17 protein-coding genes and 1 tRNA gene are annotated in these 20499 nt (G+C 36.7%); 5 read left to right on the forward strand and 13 right to left on the reverse strand.

The window, feature by feature from the left end; translation table 11 throughout:
* Positions 1-54: 54 nt before the first annotated feature.
* The 4 genes from pheT to GSA01S_RS03870 all read right to left on the reverse strand — a co-directional run bounded on the left by pheT (position 55) and on the right by GSA01S_RS03870 (position 6634).
* Entirely contained in the window at positions 55-2475 is a 2421-nt protein-coding gene (gene pheT, locus GSA01S_RS03855) for a phenylalanine--tRNA ligase subunit beta (protein ID WP_066125061.1), read from the reverse strand.
* Positions 2475-3542 carry a phenylalanine--tRNA ligase subunit alpha gene (gene pheS / locus GSA01S_RS03860; protein WP_066125063.1) on the reverse strand — a complete coding sequence of 356 codons (1068 nt, stop codon included), beginning with the start codon at positions 3540-3542 and terminating at the stop codon, positions 2475-2477. The genes pheT and pheS overlap by 1 nt, the downstream gene beginning before the upstream one ends.
* Positions 3543-4281: 739 nt before the next feature.
* Positions 4282-5499 (reverse strand): MFS transporter, encoded by a 1218-nt coding sequence (locus tag GSA01S_RS03865; RefSeq protein ID WP_066125065.1) that lies wholly within the window; start codon positions 5497-5499, stop codon positions 4282-4284.
* Positions 5492-6634: a hypothetical protein gene (locus GSA01S_RS03870; RefSeq protein WP_066125067.1), complete on the reverse strand. Its 1143-nt coding sequence runs from the start codon at positions 6632-6634 to the stop codon at positions 5492-5494. The genes GSA01S_RS03865 and GSA01S_RS03870 overlap by 8 nt, the downstream gene beginning before the upstream one ends.
* 298 nt (positions 6635-6932) lie before the next feature.
* On the opposite strand from GSA01S_RS03870, the gene GSA01S_RS03875 reads away from it, so the two are divergent.
* Positions 6933-7015 (forward strand) — tRNA-Leu (locus tag GSA01S_RS03875).
* 512 nt (positions 7016-7527) lie between these two features.
* Here GSA01S_RS03875 and GSA01S_RS03880 read toward each other — a convergent pair.
* The 3 genes from GSA01S_RS03880 to GSA01S_RS03890 form a co-directional block, all read right to left on the reverse strand.
* Positions 7528-8661, reverse strand: a complete 1134-nt coding sequence (locus tag GSA01S_RS03880) for an ATP-grasp domain-containing protein (protein WP_066125069.1) — start codon at positions 8659-8661, stop codon at positions 7528-7530.
* Between the two features lie 465 nt (positions 8662-9126).
* Positions 9127-9882, reverse strand: a complete 756-nt coding sequence (locus GSA01S_RS03885; RefSeq protein WP_066125071.1) for a glycoside hydrolase family 73 protein — start codon at positions 9880-9882, stop codon at positions 9127-9129.
* An 18-nt stretch (positions 9883-9900) separates the two neighbouring features.
* Positions 9901-10428: a hypothetical protein gene (locus tag GSA01S_RS03890; RefSeq protein ID WP_066125072.1), complete on the reverse strand. Its 528-nt coding sequence runs from the start codon at positions 10426-10428 to the stop codon at positions 9901-9903.
* A 123-nt stretch (positions 10429-10551) separates the two neighbouring features.
* Between GSA01S_RS03890 and GSA01S_RS03895 the strand changes: the two genes are divergently transcribed.
* Positions 10552-11064 (forward strand): FUSC family protein, encoded by a 513-nt coding sequence (locus tag GSA01S_RS03895; protein ID WP_066125074.1) that lies wholly within the window; start codon positions 10552-10554, stop codon positions 11062-11064.
* Between the two features lie 413 nt (positions 11065-11477).
* Here GSA01S_RS03895 and GSA01S_RS03900 read toward each other — a convergent pair whose 3' ends face one another.
* The 5 genes from GSA01S_RS03900 to pepA all read right to left on the reverse strand — a co-directional run bounded on the left by GSA01S_RS03900 (position 11478) and on the right by pepA (position 17641).
* Entirely contained in the window at positions 11478-13598 is a 2121-nt protein-coding gene (locus GSA01S_RS03900; protein ID WP_066125076.1) for a serine hydrolase, read from the reverse strand.
* A 341-nt stretch (positions 13599-13939) separates the two neighbouring features.
* The gene (gene murC / locus GSA01S_RS03905; RefSeq protein WP_066125078.1) at positions 13940-15274 is read right to left on the reverse strand and encodes a UDP-N-acetylmuramate--L-alanine ligase; all 1335 of its coding nucleotides are present in this window, start codon (positions 15272-15274) and stop codon (positions 13940-13942) included.
* Between the two features lies 1 nt (position 15275).
* Positions 15276-15887, reverse strand: a complete 612-nt coding sequence (locus GSA01S_RS03910) for a hypothetical protein (protein ID WP_066125079.1) — start codon at positions 15885-15887, stop codon at positions 15276-15278.
* Between the two features lie 32 nt (positions 15888-15919).
* Complete coding sequence (ytpR, locus tag GSA01S_RS03915; RefSeq protein WP_066125081.1) at positions 15920-16549, reverse strand: YtpR family tRNA-binding protein; 630 nt, start codon at positions 16547-16549, stop codon at positions 15920-15922.
* A 12-nt stretch (positions 16550-16561) separates the two neighbouring features.
* The gene (gene pepA / locus GSA01S_RS03920; RefSeq protein ID WP_066125083.1) at positions 16562-17641 is read right to left on the reverse strand and encodes a glutamyl aminopeptidase; all 1080 of its coding nucleotides are present in this window, start codon (positions 17639-17641) and stop codon (positions 16562-16564) included.
* A 224-nt stretch (positions 17642-17865) separates the two neighbouring features.
* On the opposite strand from pepA, the gene GSA01S_RS03925 reads away from it, so the two are divergent.
* The 3 genes from GSA01S_RS03925 to trmB all read left to right on the forward strand — a co-directional run bounded on the left by GSA01S_RS03925 (position 17866) and on the right by trmB (position 19731).
* Complete coding sequence (locus tag GSA01S_RS03925) at positions 17866-18198, forward strand: PepSY domain-containing protein (protein WP_066125085.1); 333 nt, start codon at positions 17866-17868, stop codon at positions 18196-18198.
* Between the two features lie 68 nt (positions 18199-18266).
* Positions 18267-19082 (forward strand): phosphotransferase family protein, encoded by an 816-nt coding sequence (locus GSA01S_RS03930; protein ID WP_066125087.1) that lies wholly within the window; start codon positions 18267-18269, stop codon positions 19080-19082.
* Positions 19072-19731 carry a tRNA (guanosine(46)-N7)-methyltransferase TrmB gene (gene trmB / locus GSA01S_RS03935; RefSeq protein WP_066125089.1) on the forward strand — a complete coding sequence of 220 codons (660 nt, stop codon included), beginning with the start codon at positions 19072-19074 and terminating at the stop codon, positions 19729-19731. The genes GSA01S_RS03930 and trmB overlap by 11 nt, the downstream gene beginning before the upstream one ends.
* 149 nt (positions 19732-19880) lie before the next feature.
* On the opposite strand, the gene GSA01S_RS03940 is transcribed toward trmB, so the two are convergent.
* Entirely contained in the window at positions 19881-20192 is a 312-nt protein-coding gene (locus GSA01S_RS03940; RefSeq protein ID WP_157064762.1) for a hypothetical protein, read from the reverse strand.
* Positions 20193-20499 lie beyond the last annotated feature (307 nt).

Genomic DNA, 20499 nt, shown 5'->3' on the forward strand with positions numbered 1-20499 from the left:
CTACTTCTGGTCCACTCCCACCCACACCATTTGACAAAGGACTCAAAATATTATTTATCTAATTTCTAAGCCATCAATTTGATTAAGGGCTTCGGTAATATTAGCCATTGCGGCATTAATTTCCTCATCCGTTAAAGTTTTCTCTGGATTTTGGAAGGTTAAGTGATAAGCTAATGATTGGTTGTCTTCTCCAATTTTATCATCGACAAAGCGGTCAAATAATTCAACTGAACGTAAATATTGGCCACCTTTTTCATTAATTAGATCGACTAATTCTTGTTGGATAATCGATTTTGGTACTAATAAAGCTAAGTCACGTGACGTTGAAGGGTACTTCGGAATCATCGTTTGCACTAAAGCTGGACGGTCATAAGCTAATACTTGATCAAAGTTTATTTCCGCAAAGAAAGTCTCATCTGGTAAATCATGGTCTTTGGCTACTTTAGGATGAACTTGACCAAAGAATCCAATTACTTCACCATCTAATATGATATTTGCGGTACGACCCGGATGCATGACGTCATATGCTTGGGTTGCTTGATAAGTTATCTTGTCAGTTAAGCGAATAGCTTCGAAATAACTTTCAATGATTCCCTTTAAGTCATAAAAATCATAATTCGTTGCATCTTGATACCAAGCATTTACGGCATTTTGTCCTGATACTAAGATACCAAAGCGCTCTTCTTCTTTTGGTTGAACATTATCGCCTTGTCCATAAAAGACTTTACCAATTTCATAAAAGGCTAATGGTTTATTTTGACGCGCTTGGTTATATTTTGCAATTTCCATTAGCGCTGGGAATAAACTTTGACGTAATACTGAACGCTCTTCACTCATTGGTAAGGCTAATTTGACGAATGGTTGGTCACCATGTAATAATTCAGCTTCTTTTGGTGAGGTTAAGACATAACTAATTACTTGATTTAAGCCTAATCCTTCAGCAATCGCACGTGTTTGACGGACTAATTTTTGTTTTGAATTTAAGCGACCTGGCGTACTTGGTACAGTTGGTAACGTAAGGGGAATATTATCATAACCATAAATACGGGCAATTTCTTCTAAGACATCTGCTTCAATCGCTATATCCCAACGACGTGGTGGCACTGAGACGGTAAAGTCTGTGTCTTGAATCGTTACTTCAAAACCTAAACGGTCAAAAATGGTTTGTAATTCATCGTTGGTGATCTGAATGCCTATTCTATTTTCAATCGCTGATAAAGGAACTGTCACTTGTTTATTTTCAACCGTTAAGGTATTCACTTCCTTAACACCCGGTTCAACGACGCCATCACCTAATTCAGCCATTATTTGGGCTGCAGCAGCTCCTGCTTCATCAATCGTTGCTAAATTAATTCCTTTTTCAAAGCGTGCACTTGATTCAGAACGTAAATTAAATTTAGACGCTGTTTTACGGACATTTAAGCGGTCAAAGACAGCTGTTTCTAATAAGACAGTCGTGGTCTTCTCTGTGACTTCTGAATCCATGCCGCCCATTACACCTGCTAACGCAACAGGGGTTTCACCGGCTTTAATCATCACATCATGTGTCGATAACGTACGTTCTGCCCCATCTAAAGTCATGAAAGTTTCCCCTTCATTGGCTGCTGCTACTGAAATGGCTTTAGAAGCTAGCGTATCATAGTCAAAGGCATGCATGGGTTGCCCATATAATAATAAGAAATAATTCGTAATATCAACGATATTGTTTAATGGACGAATACCGGCTTTCATCAAGCGCATTTGTAACCATAATGGACTTTCTTTTACCGTCACGTTTTTAATCACTCGCAATTGATAGCGTGGTGATAAAGCAGCATCTGCAACCGTTACTGAGACAGCCTCTAATAATTCTGCACTATCAGCAAAATTAGGCGCTTCTGGTTGCTTAATTGTTGGTTGTTGATTAATGACTGCTCCTACTTCATACGCAGAGCCACGCATTGATAAAGCATCTGCACGGTTAGGGGTAATCGATAATTCTAAAATCGGATCATCTAATTTTAAATAATCAATCACACTTTGCCCCACTGGCGCATCTTGTGGGAATAAATAAATGCCATCTGCGTATTTCTTAGGAATAACACTATCGGAAAAGCCTAATTCTTGCAGTGAACATAACATTCCTTCGGATACTTCACCACGTAATTTACTTTTCTTAATTTTGAATCCACCAGGTAAAACAGCACCAATCATCGCAACAATTACTTTTGCTCCCGCATGCACATTCGGTGCTCCACAAACAATTTGTAATAATGCGTCTTGACCGACATCTACTTTCGTTAAATGTAGGTGGTCACTATCGGGATGATCGACACATTCTACAACTTCTCCTATTACTAAGTTTGATAAATTAGCACCATAATTTTCTACGCCTTCAATCTCAATACCTGTACGAGACATTTTATCAGCCAATTCATCTGCCTTAATTTTTGATAAATCTACAAAATCGTTTAACCATTCATATGATAAAAACATTAATTTTGACCTCCTTTGAATTGATCTGAGAAACGTAAATCATTTTGATAGAAGTGACGAATATCATCCACATTATATTTCAACATTGCCACACGATCTGGTCCTAAACCAAAAGCGAATCCTGAGTATTTACTTGAATCAATACCGGCCATTTCTAATACATTTGGATGGACAATGCCGGCACCTAATATTTCAATCCAACCTGTTTGTTTACAGACTGAACAGCCTTTACCACCGCATTTAAAACATGACACATCTACTTCGACCGAAGGTTCAGTAAATGGGAAATAACTTGGACGTAAACGAATTTCACGTTCTTCACCAAATAATTTTTGAGCAAACTGTAATAGCGTCCCTTTTAGATCAGCGAGTGTAATCTCTTTGTCTACTACTAATCCTTCAATTTGATGGAATTGGTGAGAGTGCGTCGCATCATCACTATCACGACGGAAAACTTTACCAGGACTAATCATTTTTAATGGACCGTCTTTTTCAAAATCATGTTTTTCCATCGTACGAGCTTGCACAGGAGAAGTATGCGTTCGCAATAATACTTCCTCTGAAATATAAAACGTATCTTGCATATCACGAGCAGGATGTCCTTTTGGTAAGTTCATCATTTCAAAGTTATAGTGATCTAATTCAACTTCAGGCCCTTCAATCACTTGATACCCCATACCAATAAATAAATCTTCAATTTCTTCCATGGTTTGAGTAATGATATGACGACTACCTAACGCTTGTTTTTTACCTGGTAACGTAATATCAAGCGTTTCTTCTGCTAATTTAATTTCTAACTCTCGCGCTTCAATACGGGCTTTTGAGACTTCAATCGTTGTTTCAATTTTTTTCTTGAACTCATTCATATGTTGCCCTAGTTCACGACGACCGTCATTGTCTAGGTCACGCATCACTTTAGCAAGATCCGCAATAACCCCTTTTTTCCCAGTGTATTTCACTCTTAAGGTGTTTAACACTTTCATTGAATCAACTTGTTCTAATTCACCTGATGCTTCTTGCATGAGGACTTGAATCTTATCTAATGTTTCTTGTAATTTTGAACTCATAGCTTACTCCTTTTTAAAATTTATGACAAAAAAATAGCCTCCCCCAAAAAAGGGACGCATGACCGTGGTACCACCCTTGTTTCAAAGATTATCAGCAATCCAATCTTTGACACTTGGCATCTATAACCGAGATGTAGCGGGTTCTTTTTCAAAAGTGATTCTTTCTTAACAGAACGACTCCGAAAGCGAAAGTCTCTCGCGGCTTACATGATTTAGTTTCAGTCACGCTAAATCTCCCTGATGACGGCACAATTGACATTTTTCATCATAGTCTTCTAAAAGGTATTATAGCAAGAATTCTAAGGAGTTTCAAATGAATCTCAATAGAGACTCAGGAAAGATTTCTTAGCAACATCATTTTTCGATTGAATTAGTTACAGGCTTGGTGAATAATTGAAACATTCGCTTTAATTTCATCTATATATTTTAAGGCGCATCAATATATACGGGATCTTCAATAACCTAGTGCGCATTTCTTTAACGACGGACTGCGCATTGTTCCAATAACAGATTGTGCACTTATCTTGTATCCGAGTGCAAGTTGATTCAATCACTCGCACCGATTACCACCAATGCTAAAGGGTTGCTAGAAATGATGTTTCTCCAATCACAAGAACCTCGTTTGGATTGATTTGAAGAAAAAGCCATTGAGTCGACTAAATAAAAAGAGACTCATAAGAAGCTAGTGCTTAAGGATGCTAAGCTTTCGCATCTTATAAATCTCTTTATCAATGGTCGGTTACTCTTTTATAACTGCTGCCTCGTTCTTGCCTTCAAATAATGATTTTTTCTTTGCTAAATAAATCATCCACAAAAATATCAAGGGAAAGATAATACTTGAAAAAATACCGACTCGTAAATTACCACCTGACCAAGCAGCTACCTGACCAATTAATCCAGGACCTACCGTACAACCTAAATCGCCAATTAAAGCTAACATCCCAAACATAATCGGTCCCCCGGTTAATCCTTTACCTGCCAGACTATACGTTCCCGGCCATAATATACCGACCGCTCCTCCGTACATTGCACTGCCTAATAAGCTAATCCATGGCCAGTCAAATACCGACATCACTAAAATACTAATGGTTAGGGTTATTAAACTAATCATAATGAATTTTAAAATGGAAAGATTATGTTTTCCTAAGCCAAAATAAATCCGAAATAAGCCCATCATCACCGCAAAAGAAAGCGGTCCGGCTAAATCTCCCACGGCTTTAGAAAAGCCGACAGTTTTTTCCATATAAAGGGATAACCATTGGCTCAGTGCCATTTCACTAGCACCGGCACAAAACATCATCATCGAAAAAATCCAGAAAGCTTGATTGGTTAATAATCCCATCATACTACCACCTTCAGCAGTTCCTTCGATGATCGTTGGTAATGGCACAAAAATGAATAAAATCATATTAAGTAACGGAATAATACACCAGAAAAATGTCAGAACGCGCCACTGTTCAATGCCGACAAAGTAAAAGTAACTCATCGCAATAATCGTGACGGCGACAAAGCCCCAACTATAAAACGAATGCATCAAGCTCATCATTCGTTCATTATTATCAGTTGGGATTTCCTCTAAGATAGGATTACTAACCACCTCAATCAAGCCGCCTCCTGCACTATATAAAGCGGTAGCAATCACCAAACCAATATACGGATTACTGCCTATCATATTCGGCAAAAGTGCCATCGCAGCAAAACCTAATACCGCTAATAAATGGGCTAATATAGCCACCCAACGATAACCAATCCATTTAATAATGGGGATGGATAATGCATCTGCCATTAATTGCACTAAAAAATTTAAGGAAACTAATGCCGTTATTTGGACTAAATCAACTGAAAATTCATTTTGAAATTGTACAAATAATAAGGGCACATAATTAATCACCATCGATTGCACAACATAAGCCATAAAACAAGCAATGATGGTATGACGATATGTTAATCTACTCACTTTCAGATACCTCATCTATCAATTCACTTGTCAATAAATACGTTAATTCTTTTTGGGAGATGGAATTCAAAGCTAATAAATCAGGCATGGTCCACTCATACGGTTGAAAGCTATAAACTGTCTTAAACTCATATGATTTAAAGCTCGCTGTTTTATCTTCAAAAATATTTAAGTTAAAGTTTTCAGTGACACCAGCTAATGTTAAAGTATAGAGTTGAGTACGTTCATTAAAGGCAATATCAAAATCGGTTAATTTCTTGGTCACCATCGTAGTCGCAACACCTAGGTCTTTGACCATTTTAGGTAAATCGCGATTAATATCAAGTCCCTCAATCGTTGCTAAGCGTGTGCGATCAATTTGTTGGTTGACTAAAGCTCCAAAAGCGAGTCCACTAGGTTGCGCACTTAACTCTAACTTTTGCATCGCACTAGCTTCTGTTTCATTAATCGTGACATCCGTTGTCAATTTTAAATTTACATTTTTAGTATCACTAAAAATCACTTCCGGAATTGCCATTCTTTCCAAACTCAACGTATATATCGGATCGATATAGTAAATACTCTCTTCAGGAACTTGAGCTAACTTGTTCATATTAGGTAATAATAGAAACGCATCATTCAAACTCATCAATTGATCAAAGCCTATTAGCTGACTTTGTTCGAATTCAACGACGGGAGAATCAACTGAAGCCATCACCAAAGCATCATCTCGCTTAAAGTAAGGTTGACTGAAATAATCAAGCGAGTTAAGCCAATCTAAAGTCGTGACATAAGCGTACTTAAAATTATCATAAGCATACAGACGAACATGATAATGGTTTGGATTTGACAATCGATCATAGAAATCATAGTCGATAATCGCATTGCCAGTTGTAGTATTACCAAAAACTGTCACCTCAACCGTTTTTTCATTACTTCTTTGATTCACTAATTTTAATTGCATTTTAAAGCTCGGAACCTCTTTTAATGCTTCAAGTTGATGAGTTAAGCTTTCTAATTTCGAAGGTTCAACCTTTGTCACTTCACTTCGCAAAAGACTCTCTTCGGTTGGTTCTAGAGTGGATTGAGCTGAACTAATGGGTGATAAAATGAGTGAACTCATCATTCCCATTAAAGTTAAATATTTGAGTTTCATTTTATACCATCCTTCCCTTTTCAAAAAATCACTCCAACTCTTCTTAATATCCCAAAAAAATTATTATTTACGACTTTTACAATTATTAAGTATAGCACAAAATTTCGTCATTGTGAGTGAAAACCTATTCTCAGAAATATTAATAATTAATTAGAAGACCATGATATCCCTACTGAAATCATCTAAAAAGGTGGATATAACAAGGTTATTAATCGCTGAACCATTCTCCGACATCAAAAAAGACTCTTTAGATATTTGACAAATGTTGAATAACATGCTATTTTTAATATTGTTTCCTGCGGTAGTGGCGGAATGGCAGACGCGCCATCTTGAGGGGGTGGTGAGTGTATACTCGTGTGGGTTCAACTCCCATCTACCGCATTTTAAATAGAATAAATCAATCATCTTAAAACTAAAAGGCCGTCAATCACTTAGATGTGTACGACCTCTTTTTTTTTTATCAAAAATTAGCGATTCTATACTTTTTGGTGTGGGGAAAAGAATCATTTCTGTTGACCCACACCATTTGACATGAACCGATTTTCCTAAGAAAATGACAAGCATAAAAAAAAGCCCACTAAGTGGGCTCCGACTAGTCTTTATTAGATTCATAGGGAGATAAAATCTAATAACTGTATTATAGCAGACTTTTTTTCCTAAAACAATACCTCTGCACTATTAGTTATACAATATTATAAAAAAGTTACCCATGTTAAGCATTAAGCACGACAAACCGTGCAGTTCTCAGTAATGGAGTGCCTCGCGGCCAAACAATCCATGATGCTCCAACCAGTTTCCTCATTAGATTATATTCTATTAATTGTTTCTACTAGCACTTCCATAATCACAACTATCAATTGATTCTTCACGACAAAGAATATCACTTAAAATCATTATTTTTTTAATAAATCCGTTATCTCAATTTGACGTTCACAATTACTAATCGAGTCTCCTGTTATAATCACTTGTCCCACAATGTCATGAGCTTCATGACCCAAAGGATTAAATAAAGCAAATCCCCAATCCGTACGCATCATATATTGTGTTAGCACACTATCAAGATTTAAATAAGGTACTTGTAATGAAATTGCTGCCTTACTTCTTAGACGTATTTCCGGTAGTGGTAATCCTAACACCGCACGGACCGTTGCCTCATAATGATTCACTGACATTGAACCAATGGTAAATAATGCTGCATCAGAAAGACCGATTCTAGCATCATTGACATAGACGACTCCCGCAGTCGTAATTAACAATTCCATTGTAATGGAACCAATTAAGCCCAATGCATCAGCAATCACGTGTCCAATGCGATTTATTTCTGCTTCAATCGCCGAATGCAAGCTCACCGGATAACGCACTTGCGTTCCACCATCAATACCCGCTTCAATAATTTCAAAAATCGGGTAAACTAACATTTCTCCACGCTCATTACGCACAATCGTTAAGGAGGCTTTCTTCTCAGATGGAATCCAAGCTTCTAAAATACAAGTACTTTCCTCAATTTTAGTTTCCGCTTGAGGATAATCTTGTTCACTATAAATAATAACCGATTGTTCTGAATTAGGTAAATGTCGGTTGGTTGATTTTAAAATACAAGGAAAGCCAATATATTCTACCGCTTCTTTGATGTCAGCTATTGATGTTACCAATGAAAACGGCGCTACTAATAATTGCAATGAATCTAAATACGCTTTTTCTAATAATCGATCCGTCGTAATGGAAATTAAGTCTTCTGACATCGTAACATCCGTAATTTCTTTTAAAATTTGATAATCTTGACTGGATAAAATGCCTGTATCGGTAATAATCGTGTCTACCCGTCCGGCAAAATGTCTTAAAGCCAGTTCATCATACGTTTCGGCAATGGTTTGCCAGGACGCAAATTGTTTAACAGGATTGTCTGGAGTCAAAACCAAACTACCTACTCGGTATCCTAATCGACCCGCTTCTTGTGCTAATATAGCTGCAGATAAGCTAGAACCAATAATTCCCACTGTTTCACCTGGATAATGTTTTCTTGGCATATTGTCCCTCCTTTCATCCATTTCACTCTTACTATCTTATCATATATTGGCAATAATTCCGATATGTTTTAGTCTTCTTTTCTTTACATTTTATTAACAATGAAAAAAGAGCACAGAAGGGAGACATCAAATGACTGTTGCTCCCTATCTATGCTCTTCATCACTGTTTATTTCCAAGGTGTCTTGATTTAATGGTAATGTTAGAAACTAAAGTTGCACCAATTGTTTCCACGAGGTGATGTATAATCATGGGCTGAGATTAAATTGCTATCACCGAAATCATTCGAATCCTTACGATGATTCAGCTTCTCTAATAGCGACTATCTACACTTTCAGCTAGGTTATCAAAACATCATCGACCATACCATTCAGTTGATTTTCAAGTTTCATCGACTATCCTATTTTGCTATATTACCAAAACATCTGCCGATCACTAAGCTTGTTTAATTTCATTGGCACTTTCATTTATTGCTCGGTGGTCTGTTCCCCATTAGGCTGATTATACTGGTAGAGATTCCATTCATCCATCATCGCAATTAATTTATTTGCATAATCAGGATCGGTAGCATAACCTGAGTTTTGTAAACCACGCGCTTGCTCTTCAGGGGTAGTACCATTTTTAACCGCAGCATATTGGTCGGCATCCCAAGTGGTACCGTGAACCAATAAGCGGGCATGAGCCTCCATGGAAGCCGCCCAATTAGGATAAACCTTAAAGCGTTCGGTGCTCTCAATCCATTTATTATCAACATACTCTGCTGTAGGTAAATCCACACCATCGGGATCACTCGCATCCGTTTTAACACCAAATAAATTATAGTAATCTGACGCTAAACCACTCTGGCCAAATTCTGATTCTAACATCGCTTGTGCCATTGAAACACTCGCATAAATACCATATTGACGCTGTAACTTTTGGGCAATCGGTGAAATTTCTTCCACAAAAGCCAGCCTTGTTTGATAGTCAATATTTTCAATTGGGGGTTCAATAAAATGCGTATCCCGTGATTTCTGCCACTGAGAGACTAATAGCGTGAGTAATACCAATAGAATAATCACAAAAAATGTAATGATACCTAATTTTTCAAAAAACACACGTCTTAAATCGTTAAATTGTTTTTTCTTCGTTGATTTTCGTCTAGTTGGTTTACGTCGTGTTGTTTTTCGCTTTTTCACTGGCTTTCTAGCCGTTGTTTTTTTCTTGGTCTTCCTCTCTACCATCTCAACACCCCCATTGGATTATTCGTCTTCTTTTAATTTTTCTCTTTCACTTTCAAACCAGTCGAGTAATTTTATTTCATCGGTTTCAATTTGTTGACGAATAACACCTGGTAAACGCAGTTCAATAATATCATTGTAACCCCAAAAATTATAATCTGCAATCAACTGTAAAATCGTCATATTGGATTTACGAGAACTCTTATCTTCATTCGCATCTGATTGATGCCATTCTAAACGTACCATGCCGTGACGAACCCATTTTTTAGCTATTTCATATTTTAAAAATAAATATTCTTTCACAGGTTCAGCCATAATATCCGGTACAATCTCCGCATTACGTACTACTTTTTGTACGAGCATCCATTCATAATCTGTGAACAATGTAGATAATATCATAATATTTTCATATTTCAAACCCTGTTCACCTTTTTTCCATCGATCCCAACTTTGAGGTGAAATTCCTAATTGTTCAGAATAAAAAGCTTTTTCACTCACATATTTCTCTTTTATCGCATGAACAACAATCGCAATTAATGCTGGATTCATAAAATATCACTCCTTACGTGTATTATGTTTTTATTATACACTTAATACGTGATGCTGTAAATGTTTGTATTTTAAATTTATTTCGTATATTATAATAAGAAATAAGAGAAGGGATTCGAGTTTATGGTAAATAAGTCTCCATTTAAAATAGGTTGGCGAACCATCAAAACCGTTGTAGGAGTATTTATTATCTTATTACTCTTCCATTGGTTGGACCGTTCACCTGCAACATTGGCCTGTTTAGCTTGTGTTTTTGCGATGCAAGAAGATATCTCTAAGTCCATTACTTTTGGACGTTATCGAATTGTCGGTAATACACTAGGGGCCCTGATTGCTGCCTTGGTGGTTCAAATTGAATTAATATTCGGCATTGAACATCCCTATGTTCATATAGTAGCTGTTTCGCTAGGTGTGTTACTGGTTATTGTTTCGTGTAATGTACTGAATAGTGATAAAAGTATCGTTAATTCTTGCGCCACCTACTTCGTCGTCTTGCTGACGATTTCGAGTAGTCAATTAGTCAGTTATACCGTTGATCGCATTTCAGATTGCTTTATCGGTGTCATTATTGCCATAATCGTCAATTACATACTACCCGGTTCAAAACCTCAACCTACTGAATCAGAGAACATTTAATACTACCTAAAATATATCGCAATCGCAATAATAATTATATTGAACTAAGGTCTGATATTTCACTATTTATCGTTTCATGATGCGAGTTAAACAGTTGAATTACAAAAAAATCTCAAAGTAGTTAATTAGAGTTGGCATTACCATTAGATTTGACGATGAAATTTAGTTGTGCACAAAAAGTCACTTGACGATAAAATAGTTTTGCTATTAACATTTGTCACGGCACATAAAGACATCTTCGCACATAAAAAACGAGCTAGAAGAAAGAGTTTGTTACACTCTACTTCACTAGCTCGTTTTTCTTTTAACTCAACTGTGCGGGGGTGGACAGACGAAGCGAAAATCATATAATTTTCTAATTCTGGCCCACTCCCACCATTAAAATATTTGTACTAATCATCAACTAAATGATATTATTCAGCATAATAGAATTTATTAGATCCATCTTCATCTTGGAACCAATTAATATTTCGGTAACCGCCAGTATTTGGATCGTATACTGAATCAGGCATACCATCACCATTAAGGTCTTCCCCATATTGGAATCCTGGCGCTTCAGTTTGTTCAACCACTGGTGCTTCAGTGACTGGCTCAACATATTCTTCCGCAGGAACTTCTTCAACTGGTGCTTCTTCAGTTGTCTCTTCTTCAGATGGAATTTCACCAGTCATGAAATAAGAAACTAATTGACGAATTGAGTTCGCAATACTTAAGACAGTTGTGTCAGTATCTTTTGGATTCGCCACATTCGTCACCACTAAGTATTGGCCATCTTCTGTTTCTAAAATACCGGCATATCCTTGGCTCGTTGAATCAATATCATTTGAAGCAATTTCATAGCGACGAGTCACGCCTTCGAATCCATCTGGATATTTACGCGTAATCGGTGTTTCTAATAACATCTCTTTAAATTTCGCATCTAATTCTTCAGACACTAATTGATTATTAGCTAATTTCTCTAATAACAATAATAAATCTTGTGCATTGGTGACCGTACCTGTTATATGACCTTCGTCATTGACATTTAATAACTCTGTCACTTTGGTAGCAAAGTAATGGTTCTTAGATAACCATAAGTTAAAGTCATTAGGACCACCTGTTGCTTGAATCAAATGATTCATAGCAGAAGCATCTTGCTGTTGAATCACTTCAATCATTAAAGCTTCGATTGTAAATTCAGTATTTTCTTCTGCAGATGCAATGGCACCATTATCCCCTTCAGCTTTTAGATCATCTAATACTTTCACCTTAGTTTCAAGGTCAATTTCACCCTCATTTATCGCTGATAATGTACGGTTTAAAATGAACCAAGAGAATAATTGTGAGGCATCAAATGAAGAATCAGCATAAATATAAGGTGAGTCTTCCCCATTTTTCTTAAATGCTGCTAAAAGAGTGCCTGTTTCCGATAAATTATCCGTTAAAATTTGGTTGAAGTTTTCAAACTTTTCACCATCAACTGTTGTTTTTGGTAATTCAACATCAAGTGATTCATCAATATTTAATGAATCTGATTTTACTTTCACAACTTGTTTTGGTTGCTCAGACGCAATCACTTGCATAGCTGGATTATTGAAAGTAATTTTCAATTGTTTACCTTCTTGAACAAGTGAATAGTCTTGGATTTCTTGAGTATCGCCATCGATGTCAACTGAAATATTTAAATCTTCACGTTTAATTTCTTTTTGGTCATCCGCTAACTCTAACTCAATTTCTGTCAATGGATAATGATCTAAGTTCACAGCACTTTTCGCTACTACCGCATTTTCTGTTTGATTCGGTTGGTCACTATCAGAAGATGCGTCCTCTTTAGTTGTTTCACCTTCTTGGGTTGTTTCACCCTCTTTAGTGGTAGCATCTTCTTTGGTACTGTCATCTTCTTTATCGTTTGCCCCTGTTTGAGTGTTATTGGCTAATGAATTACTTTCATCTGTTGAGTTAGGAGTATTTTCATCACTTTCTGTCGACACTACTTGTTCACTTGTAGAAGGTTGGTTTTGATTACCAAAGCCATATTTTTCCCATAATTGTTTCCCATATTTAGGGCCAAAGGCAATTAATAGGAATAATAAGAATACAACTAACAATAATTTAATAATATTCCATAGGAAACCTAAGACACTTCCACGTCGTTTTGTCTTAGGAATCACTTCAGAATCTTCAATATAACGTTCTAATTCATCATCACTTACTCGACTAGAACGGGTACGCGTCGCTTCATCAGTAGTGGCAAATTGAGGCTCTTCCCGATTATCAAGACGACTATCGATCGTGCGATGAACACGTGTCTCTTCAAAATTATCTAAATTATCTACAGTTCCCAGAACGCGTGTCTCTTCAAAATCATCTACATGACTTTGTCCAGCCGCTACACCAGCAGCTACTTCATCGGTAGTTTTAATATCTTTTAATTCATCTCTTTGAGGTTCTGGTTTAGCATGTACGTGCGTCGATTCTGAACCATCAAATTGATGACCACAATAAGCACATCTTGTCTTAGAACGTACTTGCTTACCACAATTTGGACATTTCATATTATTCCCCCTAAATAAATATTCTCACTGATTATTATAACATAATGAGTACTTTAATGTCATTCACAAGCCCACAACCATTTCATTACAAAGTAGTATCAAACGAGCCCGTTACTCGATAATCGAATGGAACAAGCACCTGATGACTTAACAATATATTCGGAATCAGCGCCACGTCTTTTAAACAGAATACTGACATCACACGCTACAGCCATTCTTATAGAATCACTTTTTATATTGATTTAAAAAGGTGTGCAAGTACAGAGTCATTCCTGTTCACCCACACCAAAAAGTATAGAGCAAAAAAGCCAGCCTCGTTGAACAGGCTGACTCCATTTTAATTATAAGTTATTACCGAAATTTTGACTGTAAGCTGCTTCAAACTGACGAGCTAATAAATCAATATCACCCGCACCCATAAATAATAAGACTTCATCTTTATAGTCCATTAATGGCGATAGGTGTTGAGCAGAAATGATTTCCACATTACCATCAATTTTATTAGCCAAATCTTGAATGCTGACTGTTCCATCCATTTCACGTGCAGAATGGAAAATATCCACTAAGTGCACTTCGTCTGCCATATTTAAAGCCCGCGCAAAATCATCTAATAAAGCTACCGTACGGGTAAAAGTATGCGGTTGGAAAACAGCCACTACTTTATGATTAGGATATTTTTGTTTTGCTGCATCGATGGTTGCGATAATTTCAGATGGATGGTGAGCATAATCATCAATGATGGTTAAATCATGTAATTGCTTCACAGAGAAGCGACGTTTTACCCCACCGAAAGTGGCGATATTTTGAGCAATATCTTCCGCTTTAAATCCTTCTAATGTTAAGACTGCAATCACTGCCAATGCGTTTAAAATATTATGTTGGCCATAAGTCGGAATTGAAAAATGTCCTAAAAATTCGCCTTGACGATAAACATCAAAATTTGCACCTTCGGTTGTTTTTTCAATATTTTGTGCATAAAAATCATTAGTGTCAGATAAGCCATAATAATATACCGGTACATTCGCTTTTAAACCTGGTAAGTATTGGTCTTCACCCCAAGCCACGATACCTTTTTTAGCTTGATTCGCAAATGTTTGGAACGCTTCAAAGACATCTTCTATTGAATGATAATAGTCTGGATGATCAAAATCAATATTGGTAATGATGGCGTAATCCGGTTGATAAGCTAAGAAATGGCGACGATATTCACACGCTTCTAAAGCAAAGTACTCAGCTGATAAACTACCAAAGCCAGTACCATCACCGATTAAATAATTAATGGGTGCTAAATGTTTTAATGTATGAGACAACATGCCTGTAGTAGACGTTTTACCATGCGATCCGGTAACCGCAATACTCGTAAAATGATTGATTAAACTACCTAAAAAGTCATGATAACGATAGATTGGTAAATTTAATTCGCGTGCTTTTACTAATTCAGGGTGATCATCTCCGAAAGCATTCCCCGCAATGATGGTTAAACCTTCATGAATATTATCGGGGTTAAATTCCATCATTTTAATGTGTTTTTTCTCTAATTCTTGTTGCGTGAAAAAGTATTTAGAAATGTCGCTACCTTGTACCTTATAGCCACTATCATGGATAATTAAAGCCAGTGCACTCATCCCTGAACCTTTTATTCCTACAAAATGATAAATTGTATCATGTGTTAACATGTTAGTTCTCCTTACTATATTCAAATAACAAATAACTTGATTTTTCTTTAGTTAAACGCACCGCTACTTCGCGAATCTTGGAAGCTTCAATTGACTTGGCTTCACTTTGTGCTGCTGTTTCGATTGGCATTGTTTCGTCAGCCCTACTCTTACTTAGTGCTATGGGTTGTTCTGTTAAAGCTGGTTGATACCGTTTTGATTTAAAACGCTCGCTAGGTTGATAGGTGGTTTCTTCTGCTGCCGCTTCAGGTTCACTGTCTGCGACTTGTTGATTTAAAAATACTTTGTCTGACGAATCCGAATGTTGTTGCTTTAAAAATGGAACCGAATAACGTTCCTTCCCATTGACGGATTGGTGTGATTGAGCATTTTTTATTCTAGCATTTAATTGTTGACGGTCAACCGGCGGTGCTAAATCTTCGCGTTGATCCATACTTCGAACTTTCTTAGGTAACTCATAATACAGAGGTTCATCTTGTTTATCAGCAGTTTGGCTCCGAGTGGTGTCAAAGATACGTTTACTACCATCACGATCAGTTAAACGATTAAAACGACGATTTTTATTCGATCGATGTTGACGCTTATTAAATGCTGGTCCATCATATTCACTCACGTCGCTCACCTCTTTTAATAGATTCTATAATACTATGCGTAATATTCTACCACTTCAGATAATGGAGTGCTAATTTTTAAATCTTTGGCTAATTCCCAAATACCTGGATAATCCTCAATATGAGTTAACTCTAATTCACGGGTTGAACAAACCATCCCATTACTTACAACGCCACGCAATTCACCCGGCCAGATAATCAAACCACTTGGCATCACTGCACCCGGTAACGCAACTAAGACATTCAATCCTTTAGATATATTACGCGCACCACACACAATTTGCAAGACTTTATCATCAGAAACACGAATTTGCGTCACACTTAAATGATCACTATCTTCATGTGGACGACATTCTTCTACATGACCAACCACAAATTTGGGTGAATTATCGACTTCGATTGTTAAATCAAATCCTGCTGCCGCAATCATTTCATTAACTTGTTTCACTTGTTCAGTAGATAAAGCCAGAGCACCATTACCTTCAAGACCTAATTTTTCTGCAACATTGAATAGATTGACAGAAACTGCTTCGTCAGTATCTTCATCATAAATAACGGTGACATTATCTTTAGTCGCTGTTTTTACTTTATCATCCGCGACATTGCCACTTGTCAATAATAAAACATCGCCAATACCTTCATTATTATAAAATGCTAACCACATATTTTTTCGCTCCTATGCTTGTTCTTTAATTGAATTTAATGTTGTGCTATCAAAGCTTGTTACGATTTGATGTAACATTTCTTTCGCTGCTTCATAATCTGAAATTCTAAATAAGGTTTGATGTCCATGAATATAACGTCCTGGAACACCAATCACACCACTTGGGACACCGTCATTCATCACATGAGCAGCACCTGCATCCGTTCCCCCTTTAGAGAAGAAGTATTGATACGGGATACCATGTGTTTCTGCTGTATCTAAAATATAATCTCTTAAACCTTTATGCGTAATATGACCTGGGTCTTGCACTCTTAATAAGAAGCCTTCGCCTAAACGACCGTCTACATCTTTTTTACCTTCCATATCACCCGCTGGGGAACAATCTACTGCTAAGAATAAATCTGGTTTAAATTGATGAACCGCACCTTTAATTCCACGCAAACCGACCTCTTCTTGAACGCTTGCGCCAGCAATCAAAGTGGAATTCAATTTTTGGTCTTTAACGGCTTGCAATGTTTCTAACATAACCGCACAACCATAGCGATTGTCCCACGCTTTCGCAATAACGCCTAATCCATTCGCCGTTTTAACAGTTTCCACTTGTGGCACAATCGAATCCCCTGGTCGAACGCCATACTCTAATGCTTCTTCACGAGAGGTAAATCCAGCATCAAATAATATATCTTCTGCTTTGACAGTTTTACTTTCTCCATTATTACCACGTAATAAATGCGGTGCGACTGAAGAAGAAATACAGACATAATCACCTTTCTTCGTTTGAAGAGTAAAACGTTGGGCTGAAATACTATATGGATTCCAACCACCAATCGGAATCACAGCGAATAATCCATTTTCAGTAATACGGCTAACCATAAAGCCTACTTCATCCATATGTGCCGCAATCATTAAACGAGGGGCATTTTCAGTTTGACTTTGTTTAATACCAAAAATATTACCTAATGGAGATTGATGAATTTCATCAACTAATGGCGTCATATGCTCTCTTAAATACGCGCGCACGCGACCCTCATTACCAGAAATCCCTTGTAATTCCGTTAATTCTTTAATCAACTTAAATGATGTTTCGTTCATTGAAATTCGCTCCATTCTAAATTTCTATCTAATATATTGTGGCACAAAATACCCTCAAAATCAAACCTTAATCACGATGTTAACACGGTTTTCTACACGGTAAAATCGGATGTTTTTCACAATCAAATAATAGTACAATCAATATATCTGTTGTGTTATAATGGAAATACTACGCAAGAAATCAGTCTTTTTGTGTTAATTTTTTTCTTTAAGGAGGAATTAAAATGAGCCAAAATAAAAACAATACTTTAGCTGGATTATTATTACTCGCAACTGGTCTAGTTGTAGGGGCAGCAGGTGCGCTTTTCTATCGTGAGAACCAACCTAAAAAAGCTAATCTTGTCTTAGAAGAAGTAAAAGAACAATTTCAAAACCAAGGGACGATTACCGGTTCTTGGATTGATTATGAACCCGTAGAATATGAAGTGTTTGAAAGCAAGCCTCTCGTCTATCTTGGCGGTATTTCACGCCAAGAAGGTGATGAAATTATCACTTACAATTTTATCGCTGACGCTTTCACAGGAGAAATTTTGGATATTTATGACTATCAAGCTTAATTTTGCTTGACCACGCCAAAGACTTTGGTAAAATGGTTACTGTATGTTTTTTTGAAAGGAGGTAAAAAATGGCGTTTGATGGACGCAACGAGTGGCGAATGTTACCACTAAAAGGCTCATCTGGAGAAGCTTTTATGGGGATTAAAGATGATGAGAAAGTATTTTTCAAACGCAATTCCTCACCTTTCATTCCTTCTCTTTCAGCGGAAGGTTTAGCTCCTAAATTAATGTGGACTCAAAGAACTTACTCAGGGGACTTATTAACTGCTCAAGAGTGGAAAAATGCAAAACAGTTAACAAGAGAAAATATGCATAATTTGGACGTTATTGATTTGATTAAACAAATTCATCAGTCCGAGCATTTATTAATTTTACTAAGACGGGTACAAAGTAATGCTTTCAAACCTTTAGACTTTATTGATCTATATTTTGAAAGCTTGCCCCCTTCCTTAACGCAACACCGATTTTTTAATGAAGTCATCCGCTTTTTAGAAGACTCAGTAGACGATGATTTCTATCAATGTCGTTATACTGTTTGTCATGGCGATTTAAATCATAATAACTTCATGCTCGATGAAGATCAAAAGTTATTTTTAGTCGACTGGGAAGGCGTTAAAATTGCCGACCCAATTAGCGACCTTACTTGGTTCTTACTTCAATATTTTCAACCAAGTGAATGGATGGATTGGTTTGATCGCTATCAGTTTGAATTTGATAACTCTTTTTACAAACGCGTTAAATGGTATAGCCTAATGAACTGTCTCTTATTAATTAAGCAATATACATTAGAAAATCGACCACAACAAGTGAACCAATTTATTTTATTATTACGAAATATTTATCAATCAGAAGATCAAGCAAAAGGAGGCTTCTATGCGCCTTAGAAATAAACCATGGGCCCAAGACAAATTAGATGCCCATCCAGAATATGTCCCACAAGAAGCAGAACAATTTCGCGGAAAATGGCAAACTCGCTTTGAAAAAACACAACCCCTTCATATTGAAGTTGGTTCTGGAAAAGGACGTTTTATCGTTGAGATGGCCAAAGCTCACCCAGAAATTAATTATATTAGTATCGAAATTCAAACCAGCGTCATTGTGAGTGTGCTTGAATTACAATTAGAAGCGCAATTACCTAATTTACAAATCTTACATGCCGATGGCCGTAACTTAAATCAGTACTTTGAACCTGGTGAAGTCAGTCGAATTTATTTAAACTTTTCTGATCCTTGGCCAAAGAAACGACATGAGAAACGCCGTCTAACCTCTGCCGATTTCATTAAACAATATGAAGAAATTTTAGTAGCGGATGGTGAAATTCATTTTAAAACCGATAACCAAGGATTATTTGAATATACGCTCTACTCTTTCTCACAATATGGTATTAAATTAAAACAAGTCTGGTTAGACTTACATCATTCAGACTTTGAAGGTAATATCATGACCGAATATGAAGAAAAATTTTCAAGCAAAGGCAATCGCATCTATCGTTTAGAAGCTTACTTTGACAATGAAGAAACCAAATCAAAATAAACTAACGCACGACTAAAACTATAGTGACCCCAAAAAGTTAGACTAAATTTTTATGAAGAGTTACTCCTGTTAGGTAGCTCTTTTTCAATTTGTTGGATTAGCATTATGCAAGACACCAATTCTGCATCGATTGCCCCTATATTTTATCGCTATTTTTCTAAACGACCTAATCCAGGTTGTTTCCATAAAGTGATCTGTTCTTGGAATCGACCTTCAGTTTCAAAAATAATAGTGCGGTTGTCCTTCTTCAAAAGAGTCGCTGGGATATATAAACGCGTTTGAGGTCCCACTTCCCAAAAAAAGCCACTGTTAAAGCCATTCACTTCCACAAAGCCTTTTCCCCATCCGGTCATATCGATAAAGGTATCGCTGACTTGCTCCAACTCAAATTCAAATAAATAAAAGGCTGGTTGTTCAGGTTGCCACTCCTTATTAAAAACAATTTGTGTTAAATTATTCATTGGCAATGGGTATTGTTTCCATATTTTAGAAACAAAGAGCTTTTAATGAACACAGAACGAACGCGCACTTAAAACTTTCGATTAAACGCAAAATACAGAAATTCACAAAACACACTAAGCACCAAAAACTCCTCAATCAATACAAAATTTCATTTACAAGCTGTCAGCTAAGGAAACCTCGGTATTGATATCTAGGAGGAATTAGCGAAATAGACAGCTATTTTTATTGATTTTACTAGGTTATCGTTTATGTTTTTACTAAATAGATAGTATAATGTATTTAAGAGAAATGAGGTGACAAGATGCT

The organism is Globicatella sanguinis NBRC 15551 (genome assembly GCF_001552295.1).
GTDB lineage: Bacteria > Bacillota > Bacilli > Lactobacillales > Aerococcaceae > Globicatella > Globicatella sanguinis.